This window comes from Bradyrhizobium sp. AUGA SZCCT0222, from assembly GCF_018130205.1.
GTDB lineage: Bacteria > Pseudomonadota > Alphaproteobacteria > Rhizobiales > Xanthobacteraceae > Bradyrhizobium.
This window is the reverse complement of record NZ_JAFCLX010000009.1, coordinates 164,644-189,153: the sequence shown is the minus strand read 5'-3', so window position 1 is coordinate 189,153 and position 24,510 is coordinate 164,644. Positions and strand designations below refer to the sequence as shown.

General features: G+C 62.7%; 18 protein-coding genes. 12 read left to right on the top strand and 6 right to left on the bottom strand.

Annotated elements, in window-relative coordinates:
• Positions 1-71: 71 nt before the first annotated feature.
• Genes hpaE through hpaH form a run of 3 tightly spaced genes read right to left on the bottom strand, consistent with a single transcriptional unit; the run spans position 72 to position 2,835 of the window.
• Complete coding sequence (hpaE, locus tag JQ629_RS10830) at positions 72-1,607, bottom strand: 5-carboxymethyl-2-hydroxymuconate semialdehyde dehydrogenase (RefSeq protein WP_212412636.1); 1,536 nt, start codon at positions 1,605-1,607, stop codon at positions 72-74.
• Positions 1,600-1,998 carry a 5-carboxymethyl-2-hydroxymuconate Delta-isomerase gene (locus JQ629_RS10825; RefSeq protein WP_212412635.1) on the bottom strand — a complete coding sequence of 133 codons (399 nt, stop codon included), beginning with the start codon at positions 1,996-1,998 and terminating at the stop codon, positions 1,600-1,602. Before JQ629_RS10825 ends, hpaE begins: the two co-directional genes overlap by 8 nt.
• Positions 1,999-2,028: 30 nt before the next feature.
• The gene (gene hpaH, locus JQ629_RS10820) at positions 2,029-2,835 is read right to left on the bottom strand and encodes a 2-oxo-hept-4-ene-1,7-dioate hydratase (protein WP_212265496.1); all 807 of its coding nucleotides are present in this window, start codon (positions 2,833-2,835) and stop codon (positions 2,029-2,031) included.
• A gap of 134 nt (positions 2,836-2,969) precedes the next feature.
• Here hpaH and hpaR point away from each other — a divergent pair, with 134 nt between their 5' ends.
• The 8 genes from hpaR (at position 2,970) to JQ629_RS10780 (ending at position 15,615) form a co-directional block, all read left to right on the top strand.
• Entirely contained in the window at positions 2,970-3,500 is a 531-nt protein-coding gene (gene hpaR / locus JQ629_RS10815) for a homoprotocatechuate degradation operon regulator HpaR (RefSeq protein WP_212412634.1), read from the top strand.
• Between the two features lie 212 nt (positions 3,501-3,712).
• Positions 3,713-4,810, top strand: a complete 1,098-nt coding sequence (locus JQ629_RS10810) for a malate/lactate/ureidoglycolate dehydrogenase (RefSeq protein ID WP_212412633.1) — start codon at positions 3,713-3,715, stop codon at positions 4,808-4,810.
• Between the two features lie 40 nt (positions 4,811-4,850).
• Entirely contained in the window at positions 4,851-5,630 is a 780-nt protein-coding gene (locus JQ629_RS10805) for an HpcH/HpaI aldolase family protein (protein ID WP_212412632.1), read from the top strand.
• A gap of 139 nt (positions 5,631-5,769) precedes the next feature.
• Positions 5,770-7,293 carry a UxaA family hydrolase gene (locus JQ629_RS10800; protein WP_212412631.1) on the top strand — a complete coding sequence of 508 codons (1,524 nt, stop codon included), beginning with the start codon at positions 5,770-5,772 and terminating at the stop codon, positions 7,291-7,293.
• A 244-nt stretch (positions 7,294-7,537) separates the two neighbouring features.
• Positions 7,538-10,813, top strand: coding sequence for a transglutaminase family protein (locus tag JQ629_RS10795; protein WP_212412630.1), 3,276 nt, complete (start codon positions 7,538-7,540; stop codon positions 10,811-10,813).
• 23 nt (positions 10,814-10,836) lie between these two features.
• The gene (locus JQ629_RS10790; RefSeq protein ID WP_249134953.1) at positions 10,837-13,359 is read left to right on the top strand and encodes a circularly permuted type 2 ATP-grasp protein; all 2,523 of its coding nucleotides are present in this window, start codon (positions 10,837-10,839) and stop codon (positions 13,357-13,359) included.
• Positions 13,356-14,234, top strand: coding sequence for a transglutaminase family protein (locus tag JQ629_RS10785; protein ID WP_212412629.1), 879 nt, complete (start codon positions 13,356-13,358; stop codon positions 14,232-14,234). The genes JQ629_RS10790 and JQ629_RS10785 overlap by 4 nt, the downstream gene beginning before the upstream one ends.
• A gap of 925 nt (positions 14,235-15,159) precedes the next feature.
• Positions 15,160-15,615, top strand: coding sequence for a VOC family protein (locus JQ629_RS10780; RefSeq protein WP_212033361.1), 456 nt, complete (start codon positions 15,160-15,162; stop codon positions 15,613-15,615).
• A gap of 23 nt (positions 15,616-15,638) precedes the next feature.
• Here JQ629_RS10780 and JQ629_RS10775 read toward each other — a convergent pair whose 3' ends face one another.
• Positions 15,639-16,061, bottom strand: coding sequence for a winged helix-turn-helix transcriptional regulator (locus tag JQ629_RS10775; protein WP_212412628.1), 423 nt, complete (start codon positions 16,059-16,061; stop codon positions 15,639-15,641).
• Positions 16,062-16,340: 279 nt separating this feature from the next.
• On the opposite strand from JQ629_RS10775, the gene JQ629_RS10770 reads away from it, so the two are divergent.
• The gene (locus tag JQ629_RS10770) at positions 16,341-17,462 is read left to right on the top strand and encodes an L-dopachrome tautomerase-related protein (RefSeq protein ID WP_212412627.1); all 1,122 of its coding nucleotides are present in this window, start codon (positions 16,341-16,343) and stop codon (positions 17,460-17,462) included.
• A gap of 150 nt (positions 17,463-17,612) precedes the next feature.
• Here JQ629_RS10770 and JQ629_RS10765 read toward each other — a convergent pair whose 3' ends face one another.
• Together JQ629_RS10765 and JQ629_RS10760 are read right to left on the bottom strand one after the other, a co-directional pair.
• A complete protein-coding gene (locus JQ629_RS10765) occupies positions 17,613-18,119 on the bottom strand; it encodes an ATP synthase subunit B family protein (protein WP_212412626.1) in 507 nt (168 codons plus the stop codon).
• Positions 18,120-18,305: 186 nt separating this feature from the next.
• On the bottom strand, positions 18,306-20,057 hold the full coding sequence (locus JQ629_RS10760) for a methyl-accepting chemotaxis protein (RefSeq protein ID WP_502752759.1): 1,752 nt from the start codon (positions 20,055-20,057) through the stop codon (positions 18,306-18,308).
• Between the two features lie 529 nt (positions 20,058-20,586).
• On the opposite strand from JQ629_RS10760, the gene JQ629_RS10755 reads away from it, so the two are divergent.
• From JQ629_RS10755 to JQ629_RS10745, 3 genes are all read left to right on the top strand, one after another.
• The gene (locus tag JQ629_RS10755; RefSeq protein WP_212412625.1) at positions 20,587-21,186 is read left to right on the top strand and encodes a hypothetical protein; all 600 of its coding nucleotides are present in this window, start codon (positions 20,587-20,589) and stop codon (positions 21,184-21,186) included.
• Between the two features lie 157 nt (positions 21,187-21,343).
• Positions 21,344-22,726 (top strand): ethanolamine ammonia-lyase subunit EutB, encoded by a 1,383-nt coding sequence (locus JQ629_RS10750; RefSeq protein ID WP_212412624.1) that lies wholly within the window; start codon positions 21,344-21,346, stop codon positions 22,724-22,726.
• A gap of 149 nt (positions 22,727-22,875) precedes the next feature.
• Entirely contained in the window at positions 22,876-24,465 is a 1,590-nt protein-coding gene (locus JQ629_RS10745; RefSeq protein ID WP_212412623.1) for a B12-binding domain-containing radical SAM protein, read from the top strand.
• Positions 24,466-24,510: the final 45 nt, after the last annotated feature.

The window sequence follows — 24,510 nt, the reverse complement described above, 5'->3', positions numbered from 1 at the left end:
GCTAGCACCAGACCCGGAATCTCGAGGTTCCGGGTCTGGTCCTTCGGACCATCCCGGAACGACGGTGACTGTTAAATTCCCAGTCTCTGAATCTTGTGCGTCCCGCGCGCCAGCGAGACGTGTTTGGTTTCCATGTAGAAGTCGAACGAATAATCGCCGCCGTCGCGGCCGATGCCGGACGATTTCATGCCGCCGAACGGGGTGGGCAGATGGCGGACGTTTTCGGAGTTGAGCCAGATCATGCCGGCCTCCAGTGCGTCGGCGACGCGCAGCGCGCGACCCATGTCGCCGGTCCAGACGTAGCCGGTGAGGCCGTACTGCACGCCATTGGCGATTTCGATCGCGTCTCTCTCGTCCTTGAACGGAATCACGGTCAGGAACGGGCCGAATACTTCCTCCTGCGCGACGCGCATCTTCGAATGCGCACCTGTGACCAGCGTCGGCTGGACATAATGCCCGCCGCCGGGCCCGTCATGCGGCTTGCCGCCAACCGCGATGGTCGCGCCGTCCTTCTGCGCGGCCTCGAAATAGCTGCAGACTTTTGCAAGATGCCGCTCGTGGATCAGCGGGCCGATCTCGGTGACGGGATCGAGGGGATGGCCGACCTTCAGCGCCTTGACCCGCGCCGTCAGCTTTTCGATGAATCTTTCGGCGATGCCCTGCTGGACCAGCAGCCGGCTCGACGAGGTGCAGCGCTCGCCATTGAGCGAGTAGATCATGAAGACCACCGCATCGAGCGCACGGTCCAGATCAGCGTCGTCGAACACGATCACGGGGTTCTTGCCGCCGAGCTCGAAATGCACGCGCTTCAACGTCGGCGCGCCCTGCGCCATGATCGCCGAACCCGTCGAACTCTCGCCGACGAACCCAATCGCCTTGATCGCGGGATGCTCGGTCAGCGCCTTGCCGGCCTCTTCGCCGATGCCATGGACAGTGTTGAGCACCCCATCGGGCACGCCGGCCTGTTTTACCAGTTTTGCAAGGAGGTCAGCCGTCACCGGCGACCATTCCGCGGGCTTGTGCACGACGGTGCAGCCGGCGGCGAGCGCCGGCGCGATCTTCCAGGTCGACAGCATGAACGGTGTGTTCCACGGCGTGATGACGCCGACCGGGCCGATCGGCACCCGGGTCGAGATGTTCCAGTGTTCCTCGCTCGGCATGTTGAGCCCGTCGCGCGCCTCCGCGCATTTGTCGGCGAAGAAGCGGAAATTCTCGGCGGCGCGGATCGCCGCCTTGGCCATGAAGCGGTGGGCCTGCCCGGTATCGATGCATTCAAGCACGGCGATATCGTCGGCGCGGTCTTCGATGGCGTCGGCGACGCGATGCAGCAGCTTCTTGCGCGTCGCAGCCGGCATGTCGCGCCAGGATTTGAACGCCTGCGACGCCGCCGTGGCGGCGCGGTCGATATCATCAGGACTGCCACGCGCGACGGAGGCCAGCACCGCGCCATCGACCGGCGATTTGGTCTCGAAAGTTTGCCCTGATGTCGACGGCACCACCTTGCCATCGATCATGTGCCCGATGCCCTCGGCCTTCAGTTTCGCGAGCAGGGGAGCTGCGCGGTCGCGATTGGCCTGAAACGCGTCTTTCGGGGTGACCTTATCCATTGACCGTCTCCACCTTCAAAGCTTCGTGGATGTTGTTGCGTTTCCAGCTGGTTTCCTTGTCGTTGATCTGCATGTCGAACGACAACGCGAATTTTGTTTCCTTGAACACCGGATCGAGGTGGGCGGACAGCGTCTTGAAAATGTGCTCGCCGGCCTTCTTTCGCGTGGCAAGATCGCGGCCTTCACCGAGTCGCAGCACCATGTCGAGGAAGCCGTAATTTTGCCTGTTGTCGGCGATCGCGTAGTGCTCGCATCTGATCGCGCGGACACGGATGCCACCGAGCGGAAAGATGCCGGTTTCAACCGCGGCCTTGCGCACCAGTTCCACTACCGCACCCATATCGACGCGCGCATCGAGATTGGCGGAGTATTCGATCGTGAAATGCGGCATGTCGGTACTCCAGCGTTTCTCGCAAAAATATCAAGCGAAGTAACAGCTCACCGAGCCGTAGGGACCATAGTCGGCCTGGATCGTGTCGCCTTTGCGGGTTTCGATCGGGCGAATGAAGGATCCCGCCAGCACCACTTGCCCCGCTTCCAGCGCCAATCCATTGGGCGCGATCTTGTTGGCGAGCCAGGCCACGGAGGTTGCGGGATGGTTGAGCACGCCCGCGGCAAGCCCGGTCTCTTCCAGCTGACCGTTGCGGAAGCACAGCGCGCCGATCCAGCGCAGATCGGCGTCCATCGGGCGGATAGGCCGGCCGCCGAGCACGATGCCGGCATTGGCGGCGTTGTCGGCGATGGTGTCGAAGATCTTTCGCGTCGCTTTGGTTTGCGGATCGACGCGTTCAACGCGGGTATCGAGAATTTCCAGCGCCGGCACCACAAAATCGGTGGCGTTGAGCACGTCGAACATCGTGCAGTCGGGGCCCGAAAGCCGCGTCTTCATCACGAACGCAAGTTCGGCCTCGACGCGGGTCGCGATGAACCGGTCCGATGGCACGAGACCGCCATCGGCAAAGAACATGTCGTCGAGCAGGATGCCGGAATCCGGCTCGTTGATATTGAGCGCGCTCTGCATCGCCTTTGAGGTCAGGCCGATCTTGTGGCCTTTGACAATGCGGCCCTGCGCGATCTTCATCTCGACCCACGCCTTCTGGATCGCATAGGCGTCCGCGATGGTGATGGCGGGGTGTTCGAGCGAAATCTGCCGGATCTGCGTGCGGGTCTTTTCCGCATGGTCCAGCCGCTCGGCGGCGGCGCGAATCTGGTCGGTGGAAAGGGCCATATGCTCTCAGCAAAAAGATGGTGCCGGCAGATGATTAACATGTTAAGTGAAATCGATCAAACCGAATTAGCGCTTGCTGCACCGCAAAACTTTATTCCCTTTGATCAACATTACTGATGGCGGACGATTGGCGGATGGCACGGAAGAAATCGCAGACGGAATCCAGCACCGAAGCGGCCGAGACGGCGCGGCGCGCGCCGATGCGCGACTTCTCGCGTTCGCTGCCGATGTCGCTGCTGCGCGCCCGCGAAGCCGTGATGCGGCAGTTCCGCCCCTCCTTGCGCAATCACGGCCTGACCGAACAGCAATGGCGGATCCTGCGCGCGCTCACCACCGTGGATGCCATTGAAGTAACCGAGTTGGCGCGTGTCGCGTTTCTGCTGGGACCAAGCCTGTCGCGCATCCTGCGCGACCTCGAAGCGCGCCAGTTGATCGAGCGCCGTACGGCCAAGGCCGATCTGCGCCGCGCCGTGGTGTCGATATCAGCCAAGGGATTGAAACTGATCGAGGCGGTGGCGCCGACCTCGGAAGCGATCTACGCCGAAATCACCAGCCGATATGGTGCCCGCAAACTTGCCGAATTGCAGGACATGCTGGGCGTGCTGGAACGCTGCCTCGTGGCCATGGAAGTGGCAGGCGAGGAAAGCGGCGAGATCGAGGAGTGAGCACAAATTTGCATGATGCTACCGGCGCCACGCATAGCGGCCAGGCAAATGATTGCAATCATTGCCCGAGTGCGACTGAGGCCATAGACACGCGCGCCATTTTTCGCTCAAAGTGCAGCCAAGCTGGTCGTGAAAACCGGTGCGGGAGCTAGCGGTTTCGTCGCGGGATGATGCGGCTGGACCGCAGACGAAGAACAGGCTGAACTCCAGACATGGTCACGATCCAAGTCAGCAATTTGATCGATTTCGTTGCCGAGGTCTTTTCCCGTTCGGAATCCTCCGCCGAAGAAGCAAGGCGCATCGCGACTTACCTGACCACAGCCAATCTCACCGGCCATGACAGCCACGGCGTGATCCGGGTGCCGCTCTATGTCAGCTGGAAGAAAATGGGAAGGGTGGTTCCCGATCAGACCGTCGAAGTCGTGGTTGATACGCCTTCGCTTGCGGTCGTCGATGGCAAGTTCGGGTACGGACAGACCGTGACGCCGCAGGCGGTGCGGCTCGGCATCGAGAAATGCAAGAAGGCGGGGCTCGCCGCGATTGCCCTGCGTAACGCCGGCCATATCGGCCGCGTCGGCGACTGGGCGGAGATGGCTGCGGCCGAAGGCCTGGTCTCGGTGCATTTCGTCAACGCCGCCGGCTCGCTGCTGGTCGCGCCCTATGGCGGCGTCGAGAAGCGGCTGTCGACCGCGCCCTATTGCGTCGGCATTCCGCGAAAGGGCCAGGATCCGATCGTGCTCGATTTTGCGACCTCGGTCGTCGCCGAAGGCAAGGTGCTGGTCGCGAGCCGCGGCGGCAAGAAATTGCCAGAGGGTGCGTTGGTCGATGCCGACGGCACACTGAATGAAGACCCGGCCGTGCTGTATGGGCCGCACAGCGCGGAAGGCCCGCGCGATCACACCAAGGGTACCGGCGCGATCCGCGCGTTCGGCGAGCACAAGGGCTCAGGGCTCGCCTTTATCTGCGAACTGCTCGGCGGCGCGTTGACCGGCACTGGTGCTACTTCGGCGGACCGGCAATTCGCCAACGGCATGCTCGCGATCTATGTCGATCCCAAGGTGATCGACACCAGCAATTTCTTCGACGGCGAAATCTCGCGCTATGTCGACTTCATCCGGGACACCAAGCCGATCTCAGGCGTTGACGCCGTGCTGATCCCCGGCGATCCCGAGAAGAAAATGCGTGCCGACCGCACCAGCAACGGTGTGCCGCTGCCGGATGATACCTGGGCAGCGATCGTCAGTACCGCCCGTGAGGTCGGTGTCAGCGAGGTCAGTATCCAGCGGGCGGTGAGCTCAGCTGTTCAGTGAAATCCACCGATTGCAACGATCACAAAAGGAAACGCGATCAATGACTACAAACAACGTCAAGAAAGTCTGGGCTTCAGGCAAGGCCGTCGTCAACGCCTGGCTGGCCATCCCGTCAGGGTTTTCGGCCGAAGTGATCGCGCAATGCGGCTTCGACAGCGTCACCGTGGATATGCAGCACGGTGTGCAGGACTATCAGTCGATGGTGCAGTGTTTCCAGGCGATGAACGGTCACCCGGTGACGCCGATGGTCCGCGTTCCCTGGAACGAGCCCGGCATCATCGGCAAGGTGCTCGACGGCGGCGCCTATGGCGTGATCTGCCCGATGATCAACACGCCGGAGGAAGCCCGGAACCTGGTTCAATACGCGAAATATCCGCCGAAGGGCACGCGTTCGAACGGCCCGATCCGCTCCGGCATGTACGGTTCCGCCGGCACCTATCAGCAGACCGCAAATGACGAGATCGTGCTGCTGCCGATGATGGAGACCAAGACCGCGGTCGAGAACATGGAAGCGATCCTCGATGTCGAGGGCATCAACGGCGTCTATATCGGCCCCTCCGATCTCGGCTTTTCCTACGGCCTGGTGCCGAAGCTCGACCGCGACGAGCCGGAAATCCTCAAGATCTACGAGAAGATCATCAAGGAATGCGGCAAGCGCGGTCTTCACGCGGGTATCCACTGCTCGGGCGCCGAAGGTGCCGTGCGCGCGATCAACATGGGCTTCAAGCTGGTGACGCTGTCCAACGAGAGCGGCCTGATGGCGACCTACGCCAAGATGCAGGTGAACCAGACCCGCAAGGATTCAGCCGGCAAGGCGTAAGCTCTTGTGTTCCGGACGCGATGCAGCGCTGCTTTGGCGGTGCATCGCAGAGCCGGGACCGATTTGTTGTGGTAAGACATGGGCCCCGGATCACCAGCATCCGGGGCACGATCGTTTTGAGATAGCCAGGAGACCTGCCATGGCCCCAGCCCCCGTGATCCGCTTGCACCCCGATGATGGCGTGCTGATTGCACGTTCCAGCCTGCCGGCGGGCATGGTCGTGGCCGAGGGCGTCACCACGGTCGAGCGGATTCCCGCCGGCCACAAGGTGGCGATCAAGCCGATTGCGGCCGGCGAGCCGGTGCGGCGTTACGGCCAGATCATCGGCTTTGCGACGATTCCGATCGCGCCGGGCCAGCACGTCCACACCCAGAATTGCGGTATGGGCGATTTTGCCAAGGACTACGCGTTCGGCGTCGACGTTATTCCGACGCCGAATTTCGATCTGCCCGCGACCTTTGAAGGCATTCGCCGTTCCGACGGGCGTGTCGCGACTCGCAACTATATCGGCATCCTCACCTCGGTGAATTGCAGCGCGCATGTCGCGGGCATGGTCGCCGACATCTTCAAGAAGAACCCGTTCACCGGCGACAATCCGCTCGCGGATTTCCCCAATGTCGACGGCGTGGTGGCGCTGACGCATAAGACCGGCTGCGGCATGACGCAGGACGAGCCGCTGGCGCTGCTGCGGCGAACGCTCGGCGGTTATGCGCGGCATGCGAATTTTTCGGCCGTCGTGGTGCTCGGCCTCGGCTGCGAGGTCAACCAGATCGGCGGGCTGATGCAGGAGCAGAAGCTCGCGGGCCGTCTGCGCGCGATGGACATCCAGGAAGTCGGCGGCACCCGCAAGACCGTGGAAGCCGGCGTCGCCTTTGTGCGCGAGGCGTTGATCGACGCGAATAAAGTGAAGCGCGAGCCGGTACCCGCCAGCGAACTAACCGTGGCCCTGCAATGTGGCGGCTCCGACGGCTATTCAGGCGTGTCAGCCAATCCGGCGCTGGGCGCTGCGAGCGATCTGCTGGTGCGTCATGGCGGCACCGTGATCCTGTCGGAGACGCCGGAAACCTACGGCGCCGAACATCTGTTGACGCGCCGCGCGGTCAGCCGTGAGGTCGGCGAGAAACTGGTCGGCCTGATGCGCTGGTGGGATGAATACACGGCGCGGGAAGGCGCCGAGATGAACGCCAATCCGAGCCCCGGCAACAAGGCCGGTGGCCTCACGACGATTCTGGAAAAGTCACTGGGCGCGATGGCCAAGGCGGGCACCACCAATCTGGTCGACGTGCTGAACTACGCCGAGCCCGTCACCAAGAAGGGTTTTGTGTTCATGGATACGCCCGGCTACGACCCGGTCGCGGCGACCGGGCAGGTGGCGGGCGGCGCCAATCTGGTCTGCTTCACCACCGGCCGCGGCAGCGTGTTCGGCTGCAAGCCCGCGCCCTCGATCAAGCTTGCGACCAACACGCCGATGTACACCCGCATGGAAGAGGACATGGACGTCAATTGTGGCACCATCCTCGACGGCCAGGAGACCGTGCAGGAATGCGGCCAGCGCATCTTCGAGCTGATGCTGAAAACCGCATCGGGCCAGCCGACCAAGAGCGAGAGCTTCGATTTCGGCGGCGCCGAGTTTGCACCGTGGGTGATTGGCGCGACGATGTAGGTGACGCACATTCGCTGTCGTCCCGGCCTTGAGCCGGGACCCATAACCACAGGCTTTGGTTTTGCGGAAGGTGTCGGCCAGTGTGCCCCATGGAGAGATCACGCGGTATGGGTCCCGGCTCAAGGCCGGGACGACACCGAGGGCGATATCCGCACTTCCCATAGGCAACCGCTGCCCGTTGTTAGTGCTTGATCCACACCGGAACCAGTGTTCTGCTTAAAAAAGCTGCTGGAGTAGCCCGTCCGTGTCGATCTTCGTCGCACTACATCACGTTACGCACTACAAATACGACCGACCGATCGACATCGGGCCTCAGACCGTACGCCTGCGGCCGGCGCCGCACACGCGCACGCCGATCCTGAGCTATTCGCTCAAGGTCACGCCTTCAAATCATTTCGTGAACTGGCAGCAGGATCCGCAAGGCAACTGGCTGGCGCGGTTCGTTTTCCCGGAGAAGGCGACCGAGCTGAAGATCGAGGTCGATTTCTCGACGCAGATGACCGTGGTCAATCCGTTTGACTTCTTCGTCGAGCCCTATGCCACCAGTTTGCCGTTTCAATATACCGACGATCTCAAGACCGAGCTGGCGCCATATCTGGCGACATCGGACGAGGGGCCGCTATTTGCCGCCTACCTGAAGGACATCCCGCGCCAGGCCGACAGCACCGTCAATTTCCTGGTCGACCTCAACGCGCAGCTGCAGAAGAAAATCGGTTACGTCATCCGCATGGAGCCGGGCATCCAGACGCCGGAGGAGACGCTCGCCGCCGGCTCCGGCTCCTGCCGCGACTCCGCCTGGCTCCTGATCCAGATCTTCAGGCATCTCGGGCTCGCGGCGCGTTTTGTCTCCGGCTACCTCATTCAACTCCGCCCCGACATCGATCCGGTCGAAGGCCCGCGCGAGGTCGAGAGCGATTTCACCGACCTGCACGCATGGGCCGAGGTTTATCTGCCGGGGGCAGGGTGGATCGGCTTCGACGTCACCTCGGGCATGCTGACCGGCGAGGGGCACATTCCCGTCGCCGCCACGCCGCATTATCGTTCGGCGGCGCCGATTTCAGGCAGCGCCGGCTTTGCCAATGTCGAGTTCGGCTTCGAGATGAGCGTCAAGCGTATCCGCGAGGCGCCGCGGATCACGCGGCCGTTCTCGGACGAATCCTGGTCGTGCCTCGACAGGCTAGGCGAAGCGGTCGATGCCGATTTGAAGAAAGATGACGTGCGGCTGACGATGGGCGGCGAGCCGACCTTCGTTTCGGTCGACGATCTGGAATCGCCGGAATGGAATATCGCCGCGGTCGGTCCCACCAAGCGCACGCTCGCCGACGATCTCATTCGTAAGTTACGCGCGCGTTTTGCGTCCGGCGGTCTGCTGCATTACGGGCAGGGCAAATGGTATCCGGGCGAGAGCCTGCCGCGCTGGGCGTTCGGGCTCTATTGGCGCAAGGATGGCGTGCCGATCTGGAAGAACGCCGAACTGATCGCGAACATCGAAAATCCGCGCAAGGCCGAAATCGCCGACGCCAAACATTTTGCCGGAGGCGTCGCACAAAAGCTCGGCCTCACAACCGACTACGTGCTGCCCGCCTTCGAAGACACCGCGCATTGGCTGCAGAAGGAAGCGGCGCTGCCGGCCAACGTCGATCCGACCGACTCCAAATTGGCCGATCCGGAAGAGCGCTCACGGATGGCGCGGGTGTTCGATTCCGGGCTCAACAAGCCCAAGGGATTTGTGCTGCCGATCCAGCGCTGGAACGAGGCCTTCAAGCACCCGCCCGGGCACTGGCGCAGCGAACGCTGGAAGATCCGGCGCGGCCATCTGTTCCTGTTTCCAGGCGATTCCCCGCTGGGCCTGCGGCTGCCGATCGCTTCGCTGGAACACATTCCGCCGGAAGAATATCCCTACATCGTCGAGCAGGATCCGATGGAGCCACGCGACGAACTGGCAGCTTCCGACACGGGGACCAAAGCCAAGGACGCGAAGGCCAAGGAGAAGCCAAAACTCGAGCCCGTGCGCACGGCGATGTCGATCGAAATCCGCGACGGCGTTTTGTGCGCCTTCATGCCGCCGGTCGAGAAACTGGAAGATTATCTGGAGCTGATCACGGCGGTGGAGGCGACCGCCGAAGAGCTGCAGCTGCAGGTCCATGTCGAGGGCTACTCGCCGCCGTATGATCCGCGCGTCGAAGTCATCAAGGTGACGCCCGATCCCGGCGTGATCGAAATCAACATCCAGCCGGCGCAGAACTGGCGCGAGGCGGTCGACATCACCTTCGGCCTTTACGAGGACGCGGCAAAAACGCGCCTCGGCGCCAACCGCTTCCTGGTCGACGGCCGCCACACCGGCACCGGCGGCGGCAACCACGTCGTGGTCGGCGGCAGCACGCCGCAGGATTCACCGTTCCTGCGCCGGCCGGATCTGTTGAAGAGCCTCGTGCTGTACTGGCAGCGACATCCGTCGCTGTCCTATCTGTTCTCGGGCATGTTCATCGGCCCGACCAGCCAGGCGCCGCGCATCGACGAGGCGCGGCATGACGGCCTCTATGAACTTGAAATCGCGCTGGCCCACGTGCCGCCGCCGGGCATCGAGGCGCCGCTATGGCTGGTCGACCGCCTGTTCCGGCACATCCTGGTCGACATAACAGGCAATACCCATCGCGCCGAAATCTGCATCGACAAGCTCTATTCGCCCGACGGGCCGACCGGCCGTCTCGGACTGGTCGAGTTCCGCGCGCTGGAAATGCCGCCCGATCCGCGCATGTCGCTGGCGCAGCAACTCTTGATCCGGGCGCTGATCGCAAAAATGTGGCGCGAGCCGCAACAGGGCAATTTCGTGCGCTGGGGCACCACGCTGCATGACCGCTTCATGCTGCCGCATTTTCTCTGGGAAGACTTTTTGGGCGTGCTCGAAGAACTCAAGCACTCCGGCTACGAATTCTCGCCGGAGTGGTATTCCGCGCAGCTCGAATTTCGTTTCCCGGTGTTCGGCCGGGTCCATCACGGCGGCGTTTCGCTGGAACTGCGTCAGGCGCTGGAGCCGTGGCACGTACTCGGCGAAGAAGGCTCGGCCGGCGGTACCGTGCGCTATGTCGATTCGTCGGTGGAACGGTTGCAGATCAAGGCGTCGGGCTTTGTCGAAGGCCGCCACGTCGTCACCTGCAATGGCCGGCGGATGCCGATGACGGCCACCGGCCGCTCCGGAGAGGCGGTCGCCGGTGTCCGTTTCAAGGCCTGGCAACCGGCGTCCGGGCTGCATCCGACCATTCCGGTCCACGCCCCGCTGACATTTGATTTAATTGATACCTGGAATGGCCGCTCGCTCGGCGGCTGCGTCTACCATGTCGCCCATCCCGGCGGCCGCAGCTATGACACCAAGCCGGTCAATTCCTACGAGGCCGAGGCGCGGCGGCTGGCCCGGTTTCAGGACCACGGCCACACCCCGGGCAAGGTCGATCTGCCGCCCGAGGAACGCACAATAGAATTTCCTTTGACGCTCGACTTGAGGACGCCGCTCCGGCACTAAAGGTGCTGAGATCGGAGAGTCGGATGGCTGGGCAAGCCGGCAGTCAGGATAACAAGGCCCGTCCGGGCCAGCGCCGGATGGCGCAATGGACCCGTGACTACGCCCGGCTGCCCGGAATTCCCGATGAATATATCGGCCAGGACGGTGCGCCCCGGCCGGCCTGGGCCCGGTTTTTCGACGCCTTTGCCGCGCTTTCGCCCGCCGACATCGAGCGCCGATTCGCTTCCGCCGACCGCCATTTGCGGGAGGCCGGCGTCACCTATCGCGCGCCCGGCGAGACCGCCGACCGGCTCTGGCCGCTGAGCCATCTGCCGCTGATCATCGACGAGAACGACTGGCGGCAATTGACCACGGGCATCGCCCAGCGCGCGCAATTGCTCGAAATGATACTGCGCGACCTCTATGGCGAGGGCCGGCTGGTGGCTGATGGCGCGGTGCCCGCGGCGGCGATCGCCGGCAGCAACGAATATCTGCGCGCGGTCTGCGGCGTCAAACCGCCGGGCGGACGCTATCTGCATCTCTACGCCGCCGATGTCGGCCGCGGCCCCGATGGCCGCTGGTGGGTGCTCAGCGACCGTACGCAGGCGCCGTCGGGCGCCGGCTACGCGCTGGAAAACCGCCTGGTGCTGTCGCGCGCCTTCTCCAATCTTTACAAGTCGATGAATGTCGAACGCGTCGCGCCGTTCTTCGAGGCGTTCCGCGATTCATTGCGCGCGAGCGCCGACCGCGACGAGCCGCGCATCGGATTGCTGACGCCGGGCGCCTTCAACGAAACCTATTTCGAACATGCGACGATCGCGCGCTATCTCGGCTTCCTGCTGGTCGAGGGCGACGACCTCGCCGTCAGCGGCGACCGCATCCATATCCGCACCGTCGCCGGCCTGAAGCGGCTTGATGTGCTGCTGCGCCGGGTCGATTCCAATTTCCTCGATCCGCTGGAGCTCGATGCGTCCTCGCATCTTGGCGTGCCCGGCCTGATCGACGTGCTGCGAAAAAATGGCGTCGTGGTCGCCAACATGCCCGGCTCCGGCGTGCTGGAGGCGCGGGCGCTGCTCGGCTTCCTGCCCAATCTGTGCCGCCGCCTGCTCAGCGAGGATTTGTTGATGCCGCACATCGCGACCTGGTGGTGCGGCCAGAAATCGGCGCGCGAGGAAGTGCTGTCGCGGCTCGACGATTTTGCGATCGAGGGCGCGTATGGCCGCGCCGTGCCGGGCTTTGCGAGCAACGGCCCGGTGCTATCAGGTGAATTGTTGCCGCCCGAGCGCGAGCGGCTCAGGTCTGCGATTTCCGACCGCGGCATCGACTTTGTCGGCCAGGAGCTGGTGCGGCTGTCGACGACGCCGACCTGGGAGAACGGCCGGATCACGCCGCGTCCGTTCGTGCTCCGGGTGTTTGCCGCCGCCACGCCGAACGGCTGGACCATCCTCCCGGGCGGCTTCTGCCGGATCGCCGATGAGCCCGATGCCCGCGCCGTATCGATGGGCGACGGGGCGCGATCGGCCGACGTCTGGGTGGTGTCCGACAAACCAATAGCGGCTTCGACGCTGCTGCCGGCGGCCGACACGGTGCGGATCAGGCGCATCGCCGGTGTGGTGCCGAGCCGTGCCGCAGACAATCTGTTCTGGCTCGGCCGCTATCTCGAACGCGCCGAGGCGACACTGCGGCTGATCCGCGCGCTCGGCACGCCGACGCGCGAGTCCGCCAAGGGCGCACCGACCGGGGCATCGACCGCGCTGCATTCGGTCGAGCGCATCCAGCGTCTTCTGGTGACCTGGGGAGCGACGTCGCAGGCGAGCCGGGCCAATTCCGCCAAGGTCGCCGCCGAGGCGCTGCAGAGTGCGGAAAAATTCGGCTCGGCACTGTCGCTGCTGCGATCGGCGCAGCGCACCGCGACTTCGCTGCGGGAGCGGCTTTCGCCCGATGCCTGGCAGGTCATCACCGAGATGGTGGAACGCCTCTCTGTGGAGGCCGACGATGATGACGGCGTCGTCAGCGCCGCCGAACTGTCCTTGCAGGAACTCGCGAGCTTTGCCGGGCTGGCGCAGGAGAACATGAACCGCGCCGCCGGCTGGCGCTTCCTCGAGATGGGCCGCCGCGCCGAGCGCGCCATCAACACCGCACGGTTTGCGCGTCAGTTCGCCTATGACGAAGCCGGCGACGAGGACCTCGATGTCCTGCTGACGCTGGTGGATTGCCAGATCACCTACCGTTCGCGCTATCTGGTCGGCCCGGCGCTGGCGCCGGTGCGCGATCTGGCGGTGCTCGACCCCTACAATCCGCGCTCGGTCGCGTTCCAGGTGGCGGCGCTCAACGAGCACATTGCGAGCCTTCCGAGCCTCAAGGAGCATGGTTTGATCGAGCGGCCGCAGCGACTGGCCGTGGCGTTGCAGGCGATGCTGACGACCGCGGAGGCCGCGGCGCTGGATGTCAAAGCCCTGTTCGCGCTGGAGCAGGATCTGCTCAACCTCGCCGACGCCATCGGCCTGCATTACTTCCCGCACGGACCAAATGCGAGCCGGCCGGAGAAGCTGACGGGCCTCGCGTGATCTACGACATCCGTCACGTCACGACCTATAGCTATGAGAGCCCGGTGAGTTTCGCGCGCTGCTCGCTGCGGCTCGAGCCGCGCAGCGGCGACGGGCAGCAACTGGTCTCGCATTCCGTCGAGATCCGACCCAAGCCGGCGGAGCGCACGATACGGCGGGATTTTTTCGGAACCCATACCGAGAGCGTGCTTATCGAAACCGCGCATCGAACCTTGCGGATCGATTCCAGGTCGCGGGTGTCAGTATCGCGGCAGGCGCTTGGCCGCACCGCGCCCAGCCCGTCATGGGAAAGCGTCCGCGACGTCGCCTTCGAGGCCTCAAGCCTCGGTCCGGCCTCGCCGGTCGGCTACGTCTTTGCAAGTTCGCTCGTGCCGGTGCTTGGCCCGGTCACGGCTTACGCCGCGGCGAGCTTTCCGCAAGGGCAGGGCATTCTCACAGGCGCGGTCGACCTGATGCACCGCATCCGCAACCAGTTCAAATATGATCCGAAAGCCACCGTGATCTCGACGCCGCTTCGGGAAGTGTTCGAGAAACGTCACGGCGTCTGCCAGGACTTTGCCCACGTGATGATCGCAGGCCTGCGCGGCCTCGGGCTGCCGGCGGCCTATGTCAGCGGCTACTTACGCACCTACCCGCCGGCGGGGAAGCCGCGCCTGCAGGGTGCCGACGCTACGCACGCCTGGGTGTCGGTGTGGTGCGGCAGCGAGATCGGCTGGATCGGGTTCGATCCGACCAACGACCTTTTGGTCGAGAACGACCACATCATCCTGGCGGTCGGACGCGACTTCTCCGACGTCTCGCCGGTCGATGGCATCATCGTGGGATCGCGCAAGCAAAAGCTCGCGGTGGCCGTGGACGTGGTGCCGGTGGAGTAATCCGCGTCGTTTCCAGGGAAACGCCGGCGGCCCAAGACGGTAGACGCGGCTCAAACGAGCCGCGTCTCCGCATGGTAGAGTACTGGCAAGGATACATCCTGCCGTCGTCGAGTTTTGTCATGGTTCCAGGCTGGCACACAAAGCCGTTGCGGGTCGCGTAGTCCTGCGCGGGGAACCCGTAAGCCGCGTAAGGACCGCCGGAGTAATAACCTGTTCTTCCGTAGTAAGGCGCGGCAGCAACGGCAGCAGCCGTGCCGACGACGGCGGCGCCTGCAAGGCCAGCGCCGACTACCCCGGCCCCATACCCGTACGCACCGCGCCGCGCCTGTCGACGCGCAACACCCGCGACGCTCACAGGCGTCAGCGGACGACCGATTCTTGCCTGGGCACTCTCGATTGAGAGTGAGATGCCGCCTTGCTCAGACCAACCGAAGGAGAACAATGCCGCACACGTGAAGGCGGTAGCTACAAGGACAGTCCTTCTTACATGTTTCATGCGTTTCTCCGTTGCGAAAGAGAGCCCCCACTACGGCACAGTGCTTGCTGGCCTGCGTCACGTCTTTGACCCAGATCAAGGCCGGCCCGCTCTATTGGTGGCGATGATTCCATGATTGAAGCCGACCATCTGCAACGTCAGGCGCTGGTAGTGATCCTCGCGGCGCGAGGCTTTCGTCAATCGCGCCGTGCAGTCTTTGTCCGCAGCGCTCGCTCGCGCGTTACTTGTAAATCCGGGACCGTCCACTTTCGGGCCATGAGCGGACCAGCTTGTGACCCGAAGCAGACTTCGCCGCGGGCTGGCCCGCCTACCGTGCGACGGAGCGAGCTGGTAGCCTTAAGGGGCGGGTGCGCTATTTGCCGGTAGCTCACCTGACGGAGGCAAGCCGGTGCGGCCGAGTGCGCGGCGTTGATGACAGGGAGTGACCAGATGATACTCAATCCGGATCATATCACGATCGCAGTGGCAGACGCCGACCGGGCGATCGCGTTCTTCGCGCTGCTTGGCTTCAGAAAGGGTCACGTCGCGACGATCGACGGTGGCCTTCCCGCCCGGTACATGGGCATGCCGGGCATGAAAGCGCAGCACATCACCCTCGTGCTTGAAGGAGCGGATCCTCATTTCGAAATTCAGCTGCTTGAGTTTGACCCGCCACCGGGGACCGATCCGGGTGCGCACCCGACGAATCTGCGAAAACTGGGCTTCAATCATCTCGCGTTCCGCGTCGACGACATTGAGGCGGCTACCGCGCGCCTCGTGGCCAACGGCGTAACCGTGCTGAGTGACGAGATGGACTACATCAGCCGAAAGCTGCGGCTCTTCGAGGGTCCCGAGGGCATCACCGTAGAGTTGGTACAGTGGGACGGCTCAGACGCTTCTGGCTGAGGTCTCCAACTCGCGCACCAGGTTCATCGCATCGCCCGGACAGCGACAGCAGCTCGACGCTTCGGCTCCTCGCGCTTGATAACGGGCACCGGATTTGTCGTTTGCTGGCTTCGCTGGGCGAGGTGGGCGTCACCCCAGACCCACAAGGCGCGGATGACCGGCTCCAGCGATTGTCCCTGGGCCGTCAGCCTATATTCGACACGGGGTGGTACCTCCGCAAAGATCGTCCGGCTCACGAGGCCGACTTCCTCGAGCTCGCGTAACTGTCGGGTCAACATGCGCTGGGTGATTTTGGCCAGGCGGCGTCTCAACTCGTTGAAGCGCAGTGTTCCCTTCAGGAGATGATAGAGGATGATCGCCTTCCATTTTCCGTCGATCAAATCCAGCGTCGCTTCCACGGGACATCCGGCTGCGCAATCGTACTTCTTGGCGAACAGGTCCTGCATGGTTCACTCCGTGGTACCTAGTGCCAGCACTGTGCGTACTTGCTGGATATAACCCTAGCGCGCTATCTCTGTCACGCAAGTTCGGCACTCGTTGTTTGCGGACTCGATCGATCGGCATGACGCGCGCACGATCGACGATGTGCGACATCTCACGATGAGTGCCTTGGGACGACACGTGTTCAGTTTTATTGCGACCAAAGCCCGCGGTGGAGCGACGACCGCGACGGGCACGGAATAAATTCGTCGAAATTTGGAAACCCTTCAACGAGGAAAACTGAAATGCGCATCAACGTGCCCGCACTCATTGTCGCGCTGGCGGCGGCGACGCCCGCTTTTTCGCAACAACCATCCAACACGGTGACCGCCGAGATAGTTGCCAGGCTACCGCAATCCGTCGGCAACATCGCATTCACGCCCGACAACCAGGTGATCTTCAGTCATCATCCCTTTTACAGTCCTGACGTGCGCGTGGCGAAGCTCACATCGGCGACGACCTTCGAGCCGTTCCCAAGCGCGGAATGGAATACGCCGCGAAAAGGCAGCGATCAGTATCTGGACAATGTCCTGGGGTTGCGGTCCGACGAGAATGGTATCGTCTGGATGATCGATATGGGCTTCCGCACCAAGATCACGCCAAAACTCGTCGGCTGGAATACAAATGCGAACCGGCTTGAACGCATCTACTACATGCCTGAGCCTGTGACGCGGTCCGGGTCGCAGCCGCAGGACATCGTCATCGACCACAAGAATCGCAAGTTCTACATTGCCGACGAAGATATCGGGCCAGGCGGTGACGGTTCGAAAGCAGCGATCATCGTCATCGACATAGACAGCGGGCGCGCCCGGCGCGTTCTTGAAGGTGACAAGTCGACGATCCCGGAGAACATTCCGATCACCGTCGACGGCAATGACCTGACCGTTCCCGGCAAGGACGGAAAGCCCGTGATCATCAAGGTCGGCTGCGACGGCATCACCATGGATGCCAAAGCCGAATGGCTCTACTACGCGCCGCTGAACGGCCGCAGCCTGTATCGGATCCGCGTGGCCGATTTGAACGATGAAAGCCTTTCGAATGCCCAACTGGGCGCAAAGGTGGAGCGTTACTCGGACAAGCCGAACAACGGAGGGCTGTCCATCGACTTCGCGGGAAACATCTATCTGACGGCGGTCGAGACCAAATCTGTCGGTGTCATCACGCCGGATCGCAAATATCGCACGCTCATCAGCGACGCCGAGATGGTCTGGCCCGACGGTATTTCATATTCGCCGGACGGCCATATGTACGTATCGGCGTCGCAGGTTTCCGCTGCCGCGATGTTCCACGGCGGCAAGGCCGAGAACAAGTCTCCGTACCTGATATATCGCTTCAAGCCCCTGGCGGCCGGGGTCATATCTCGCTGAGGGACAAGGCAGTCCGCGCGCGGGCGCTTGCTCGGTGTCGGTTCGCACAGCAATCAAGTTTACGCAGATTGCGTAGACTCATCTGCGTGGAAAAAGCGTCAAAACAAAAAACTGGAGCTCGGTGCTGATTCTATCAGAACTGATAATGTTCTAGGCAGCCGATGAGACCTTGTCGGGCTGGCAAGCGCGCTTGTCGGCGAAGGCCGTGTTGATGGCGTCGTGGAAGCGACGCAGCCAGTGCTCGGCCGTATTGGCGCGCGCTTCGGCTTCGGCCAGTCGTTTGGTGAGTTGTTCTACGTTCGCCTCACTTGCAATCAGTCGTTCCTGGAGGCTGGCAATCTGGTGTGAAGCCTCAATTCGTTTCGAACGTGAGTGCTGCAACAGTTCGAACGCCTTGGCCTGGATCTTGTGCGAGTGGCTTTCCACCATCTGCATGGCCTGGGCGGCGCCACTGATCAGCTCAAGGGCTTGAAGATGGTCTGGAGAATCGGCGTCTTTCGGCAGGGCCGTGGGTGACGGGACTGACAGGACCTCTTCGAGTTCGAAGCTGAAGTCCGAGTCGCCATCGCCGTCCGTCCGCGGTACGACGAGGCTGTAGACGTGAGGGCGACGGATTGCGTGTGGCTGCCTGTTGGTGCCTCTGCTCTCCCGGGCCATGGTTGTTCTCCTCCAATGCGCTGGGGCCGTGCCGGGACAATCGCAAGATTATGGTTAACAAATGGTTAATGCGCACACGCGAAAAGGATGGTTGAGGGGTTGATACCCCTTGGCGTTGCCGGCCCGGCGGATCAGATATCCGCCGATTTGGGAATCCGATATCGCTTCAGAATAACTTCATCCGCACTAGGTGCCGGTGCGCCTGAAATCCTCGACCGGGTCGGTGCGCAGATTGCGGAAGAATGTTTCGACTTCGCGCGACAGCGTTTCTGCCGTCGCCGTCAGGTCGCTGGAGGCAGTAAGGACCGACGCCGCGGCTGTGCTGGTCTTGCCCATGGCGTCGCTGAGCGAGCCGATATTGACCACCAGCGTGCCGTTGCCTTGCGCGGCCAGTTGCGCGTTCTGCGAGATTTCGCGGGTCGCCAAATCCTGCTGCTCGATGGCGCCGGCAATCGCCGACGTCACATCGTTGATCTCGCGCACCGCGTTGCCGATTTCGCGGACGGCATCGACCGAGTTCCTGGTCGAGGTCTGGATCAGGCCGACGTTCTGGCCGATCTCGGCGGTCGCCTTGGCGGTCTGCTCGGCCAGCGCCTTGACCTCATGGGCGACGACGGCGAAGCCGCGGCCGGCGTCACCGGCGCGCGCGGCCTCGATCGTCGCGTTCAGCGCCAGCAGATTGGTCTGCTCGGCGATCGCCTGGATCAGGTTGAGCACGCCGTCGATGCGCTGCGTTGCGGCGGCAAGCCCTTCGATCTCGGTGACGGATTTTTCCGTGCGCAGGCCGGCCTGTTCGACCGCGCTGGCGGACTGGCGAACCTGGCGGCCGATCTCCTCGACGGAAGCGGACAGTTCTTCGGCGGCGCTGGCGACCGCGGAAACGTTGCTGGAAGCCTGCTCGGTGGCGCCTGACGCCGCAACCGCGCGTCCGCTGGCATCCGACGCCACGCTGGCGATGGTTTCGGCGGTGCCGCGCATCGACGTCGCGTTGTCGGTGACGGCGCGCAATACGCCGCCGATCGCTTCGCGGAAGGCGTCTACCGAGGCTTCGATCTGCCTGGCGCGTTGTTCGCGGGCCCTGGAATCCTCCACCACCTGCGAGTTCAAATTGCGGTTGCGATCCATCGCCTCCTGGAAAATCTTGATGGCGCGCGCCAGCGCACCGATCTCGTCGCCGCGATTGGCGTGCGGCACCTCGACGCCTTCGGCGCCCTCGGCGACGCGCTTGATGGTGTCGGTGATGACGGACAGCGGACGCGCGACCGAACGGGAAATGATCAGCACGCCGATCACGACCACGATGATCGCCAGCACGCCGAGACCGGTCAGCACAAAGGCCAGCGTATGGTTGGCGTCGGCCTGCTGCGCCAGCTTCTTGCTGCGCTCGGCATAGACCTTGGAAAGCGCTTCGAGATCCTTGTTCAGGGCCGAGCGCACCTGGCGGTTGGCGTCATTGTCGCCCCATTCGCGGCCAGCGGCGGCGCCGATTTCGACGCCGCGCCGAACCAGTTCCTTGCGGAAGTCGATGAATTGTTCGATGCGCTTCTTGAAGGTGGCGAATTGCTCGGCGTCGTCGGCCTGTACCAGCGCCTGCCAGTTCCTCACGACTTCGAGAATGCTTTCGTTGAATTTGAGCAGCCCGTCGCCGTACCTCTTCACGACGGCGGGCTCCGTCGACATGTAGACGCCGCGCGATTCCATCACCACCGCATAGACCAGCGAGTTGACCCGCTCGACATTCTGCGCGGCGCGGCTCGCTGTTGCCACGGCCTCGGTGAGGGCGGCGTTCTGGCGGGTGTTGTAGGCGGATAACGCGGTAATGGCGGCGATGAGGACCGCAAACAACGCAAAGATCGAATACAGCTTGGTCGCGAGCGAAAGTCTGGACGCGATGCCGCGGACAGAGGTGGAGCCAGTGGATTTCATGATGTCAGCCATAGCGGCACTCCAGAATGGCCGGTGAGCACCGTCGGCCGGCTACAAATTGTGCAGAATTTTCATGGAGATTGTCTTAACACGCGAGCTTTGCATGGCTGCAACTTTTGGAATAATTTTATAAGGAAATCAAATGGTTGGACTGTGGCCGCAGGGAACTCAGGTGTTATACTGCGACCGGAAGGCACATTTCTTACCAGAGCGTTATCTTTTGGGAAGATGCAGTTTCAACGTGCAATGCCGTGTCGCCGCCAGTCCGCTCGCGGCTCTCGCTCATCTGTAGCGGCAAGCCGCCAAACCGAAGTGAGGGCGCTCCAACCAGCCGCAAGCGAGCAGAAATATTCTCACGCAGGGTGACCCGCAAACACGGCGAACGCGAATCAAGCTAGACAGCGAGCGCGGCGACGGAACGGTCGGCACGTCTTGCCCGGGCGGGCGAACGCGCAATCCCTGAGGCCATCGTCTGGAATCACCATGTGCGCAGGACGCCTGCTGCACGTGCGGGTTCGATTGTGAGAGAGGACGAGGGCCTATGGCTCAAACTGCTGCCCTGACGGGCAATGTCGATCTCTATCTTCACGTTCGCGTGCTGGTCGCCATCATTCTCGGGCTCAGCGTCACCCGCTTGATCAGCGGCGTCGCGACATTGATCCAGCATCCCGGCCGCACCCCGATCTGGTCTGTTCATCTGGGTTGGGTCGCCTGGGCACTCCTGAACGTGGTCACGTTCTGGTGGTGGGAGTTTCGGCTGAGCCTCGTGCAGCAATGGACGTTTGGCCTGTATGCCTTCGTTTGCGTATACGCGTCGATGTACTATTTCCTGAGCGCGCTGCTTTTCCCTCAGGATCTCGATGATTATGAGGGCTATCAGGACTATTTTCTCGACCGCCGCCGCTGGTTCTTTGGCTTTATTGCCCTGACAGAATTGCTCGATGTGGTCGATACCTTGATAAAGGGCGAGCAACATCTGCGTTTCCTGGGACCTGAATATCTGCCGCGGATCGGCGTATTCGTGCTGCTGTGCGCGATAGCCGCGATAACGCGCAATCCGAGATTCCATAAGCTGTTTGTGTTCGCCGCGATCGCCTATGAGATTAGCTTTTTCGGCCGCTATTACGGTACACTGTACTAGGAGCCTTTTCCGGCCCGATGGAATCGGAGCGGAAATGGCTCTAGATTTTTGATTTGACGCGTTTTCTTGACGCGAACCGGTGTCCACTTCGCTGGAAAACGCTCCAGGCGGGCGGCGGCCACGATCGTGGAGCGAGAGCAGGGGCCTGGAAATCAGCATGGTCTATCGCCAAGCCATCGATGCCACCTCTTACGTCTTCGACGATTTGCGCGACCTGCTTGCCAAGGCGACGCCGCCGCGTTCCGGCGATCGCCTGGCCGGCGTCGCAGCCGACAGCGCCCAGCAGATGATTGCGGCGCGGATGGCGCTCGCGAATGTCCCGCTCAAGCAGTTCCTGAGCGAGACGGTGGTGCCTTACGAGGACGACGAGGTCACCCGGCTGATCGTCGATAGCCACGATGCGGCAGGCTTTGCCGCCATCTCGTCGCTGACGGTGGGCGGGTTTCGCGACTGGCTGCTCTCGGACGCGGCGACCGGCGCGGTGCTGAAGCAGATATCGCGCGGGATCACGCCGGAAATGGCCGCCGCGGTGTCCAAATTGATGCGCAACCAGGATCTGATCCTGGTTGCGAAGAAATGCGCCGTCACGACGGCGTTTCGCAACACCATCGGCCTGAAGGGCCGGATGAGCGTCCGCCTGCAGCCCAACCATCCCTTTGACGACGCCAGGGGCATTACCGCCTCGATCCTCGACGGCATCCTGCTCGGATCGGGCGATGCCTGTATCGGCATCAACCCGGCGAGCGACGATCCGGCTGTGATCGGCGAACTCGTGCGCCTGCTCGACGGCGTCATCGCGCGGCTGCAGATCCCGACCCAGGGCTGCGTGCTCACCCATGTCACCACCACGCTCGGGCTGATCGGGCAGGGCGCGCCCGTCGATCTCGTATTCCAGTCGATTGCAGGGACTGAGGCCGCCAACCGCAGCTTTGGCGTCGATCTGGCGCTGTTGCGGGAAGCGTGGCAGGCCGGGTTATCGCTCCGCCGCGGTACCGTCGGTGACAATGTGATGTATTTCGAGACCGGGCAGGGCTCGGCGCTGTCGGCTGGCGCCCATCACAATGTCGATCAGCAGACGCTGGAAGCGCGGGCCTATGCGGTGGCGCGTGCCTTCGATCCCTTGCTGGTCAACAGCGTGGTCGGCTTTATCGGCCCGGAATACCTGTATGACGGCAAGGAGATCATCCGCGCCGGGCTGGAGGACCATTTCTGCGGCAAGCTGCTCGGCCTGCCGCTTGGCGTCGACGTCTGCTACACCAACCATGCCGAGGCCGATCAGGACGACATGGACAATCTGCTGACGCTGCTGGCGGCCGCCGGCGTTACTTTCATCATGGGGGTCCCGGGCGCGGATGACGTGATGCTGAACTATCAGTCCACCTCATTTCACGACGCCCTCTACGTACGGGACCTGTTCGGACTGAAGCGGGCGCCCGAATTCGACGACTGGTTGCTGCGCAGCGGGCTTGCCGGCGCCGATTTCCGCCTTGCGGGCGACGCGGGCCTGCTACCCGAATTTGCGTCACGTCTGATCGCTTGAACCGTCCGGGCGCGCCCGGTGACTAATCTGTCACGCAACCATCGGGCCGCCAGCGGGTTGTAAGGGGCCGCCACAATCTTGAAGAATTTCTGGCCCACCCTTCAATGACGTGCTTAGATTTGTGATAGGGCTTTGGCTGAGGAAATTTGATGAGAGCTGAAGGCATTGAGACGGCACGGCGCATCCTGTGTGTCTTCCCGCGATACACGTCTTCTTTTGGCACGTTCGAGTACGCCTATCCTTTAACCGACGGCGTCCAGGCTTTCATGCCGCCGCAGGGGTTGCTGCTGATCGCGGCCTATTTGCCGGCCAACTGGCCGGTCCGCTTCGTCGACGAAAACCTCCGCCCCGCCACAAGGGAAGATTTCGAATGGGCGGAAGCGGTATTCGTCAGCGGCATGCACATCCAGCGCCAGCAGATGAACGACATCTGCCGCCGTGCCCATGCGTTCGACCTTGCGGTCGCGATCGGCGGGCCGTCGGTCAGCGCCTGCCCGGATTACTATCCCTCGTTCGATTATCTCCATGTTGGCGAACTCGGCGACGCGACCAATGATTTGATCGCGCGGCTGGCGCGCGACCCGTCACGGCCTGAGCAGCAGGTGGTGCTGAAGACCGCCGATCGCCTCGCGATGACGGAATTTCCGATCCCGGCCTATGAACTCGCCGAGACCAGAAAATATCTCCTCGGCAGCATCCAGTATTCGAGCGGCTGTCCCTATCAGTGCGAATTCTGCGACATCCCCGGCCTCTATGGCCGCAATCCGCGCCTGAAATCACCGCAGCAGATCATCGCCGAACTCGACAAGCTGCGCGAATGCGGAATGACCGACACGGTTTATTTCGTCGATGACAATTTCATCGGCAACCGCAAGGCGGCGCTCGACCTGCTGCCGCATCTTGTCGAATGGCAGAAGCGAACCGGCTACATCACGCGGCTCGCGTGCGAGGCGACGCTGAACATCGCCAAGCGGCCGGAGATTCTCCAGCTGATGCAGGAGGCTTTCTTCGTCACCGTGTTCTGCGGCATCGAGACTCCCGATCCCGACGCGCTGAAGGCGATGCACAAGGACCACAACATGATGGTCCCGATCCTGGAAGGCATCCACACCATCAATTCCTATGGCATGGAGGTCGTCTCCGGCATCATCATGGGTCTCGATACCGACAAGCCCGAGACCGCCGACGCGTTGCTGGCCTTTGTCGATGAATCCCGGATTCCGCTGCTGACGATCAACCTGCTGCAGGCGCTGCCGAAGACGCCGCTGTGGGATCGCCTGCAAAAGGAAGGCCGGCTGCTTGAAGAAGACGAAAGCCGCGACTCCAATGTCGCTTTCCTGCTGCCCTATGACCAGGTGGTCAGTTCATGGCGCAAATGCATGGAATTCGCCTATGAACCCGCGCGGCTGTTCGCGCGCTATCAGTACCAGTGCGAATACACCTACGCCAACCGTATCAAAAGGCCTGTCAGCCCGGAGATGCGCAGCTGGGCCAATATCCGGCGCGGCCTGATCATGCTGCGCAATATCTTCTGGAAGGTCGGGGTGCTCGGCGACTACCGGAAGGCGTTCTGGAAATTCGCGCTGCGGCGGCTGCGGCAGGGCGACATCGAGGGCCTGATCGGTTCGGCGATGATCGCGCATCATCTGATCTTGTTCGCGCGTGCAGCCTCCGGCGGCCAGCAGAGCGCATCGAACTATTCGATCCGGCTGCGCGAAGCCTCGGTCCCCGCCGAGTAACCAGTGCGTTTTCGAGCGAAGTGGGTACCGGTTCGCATAGCCATC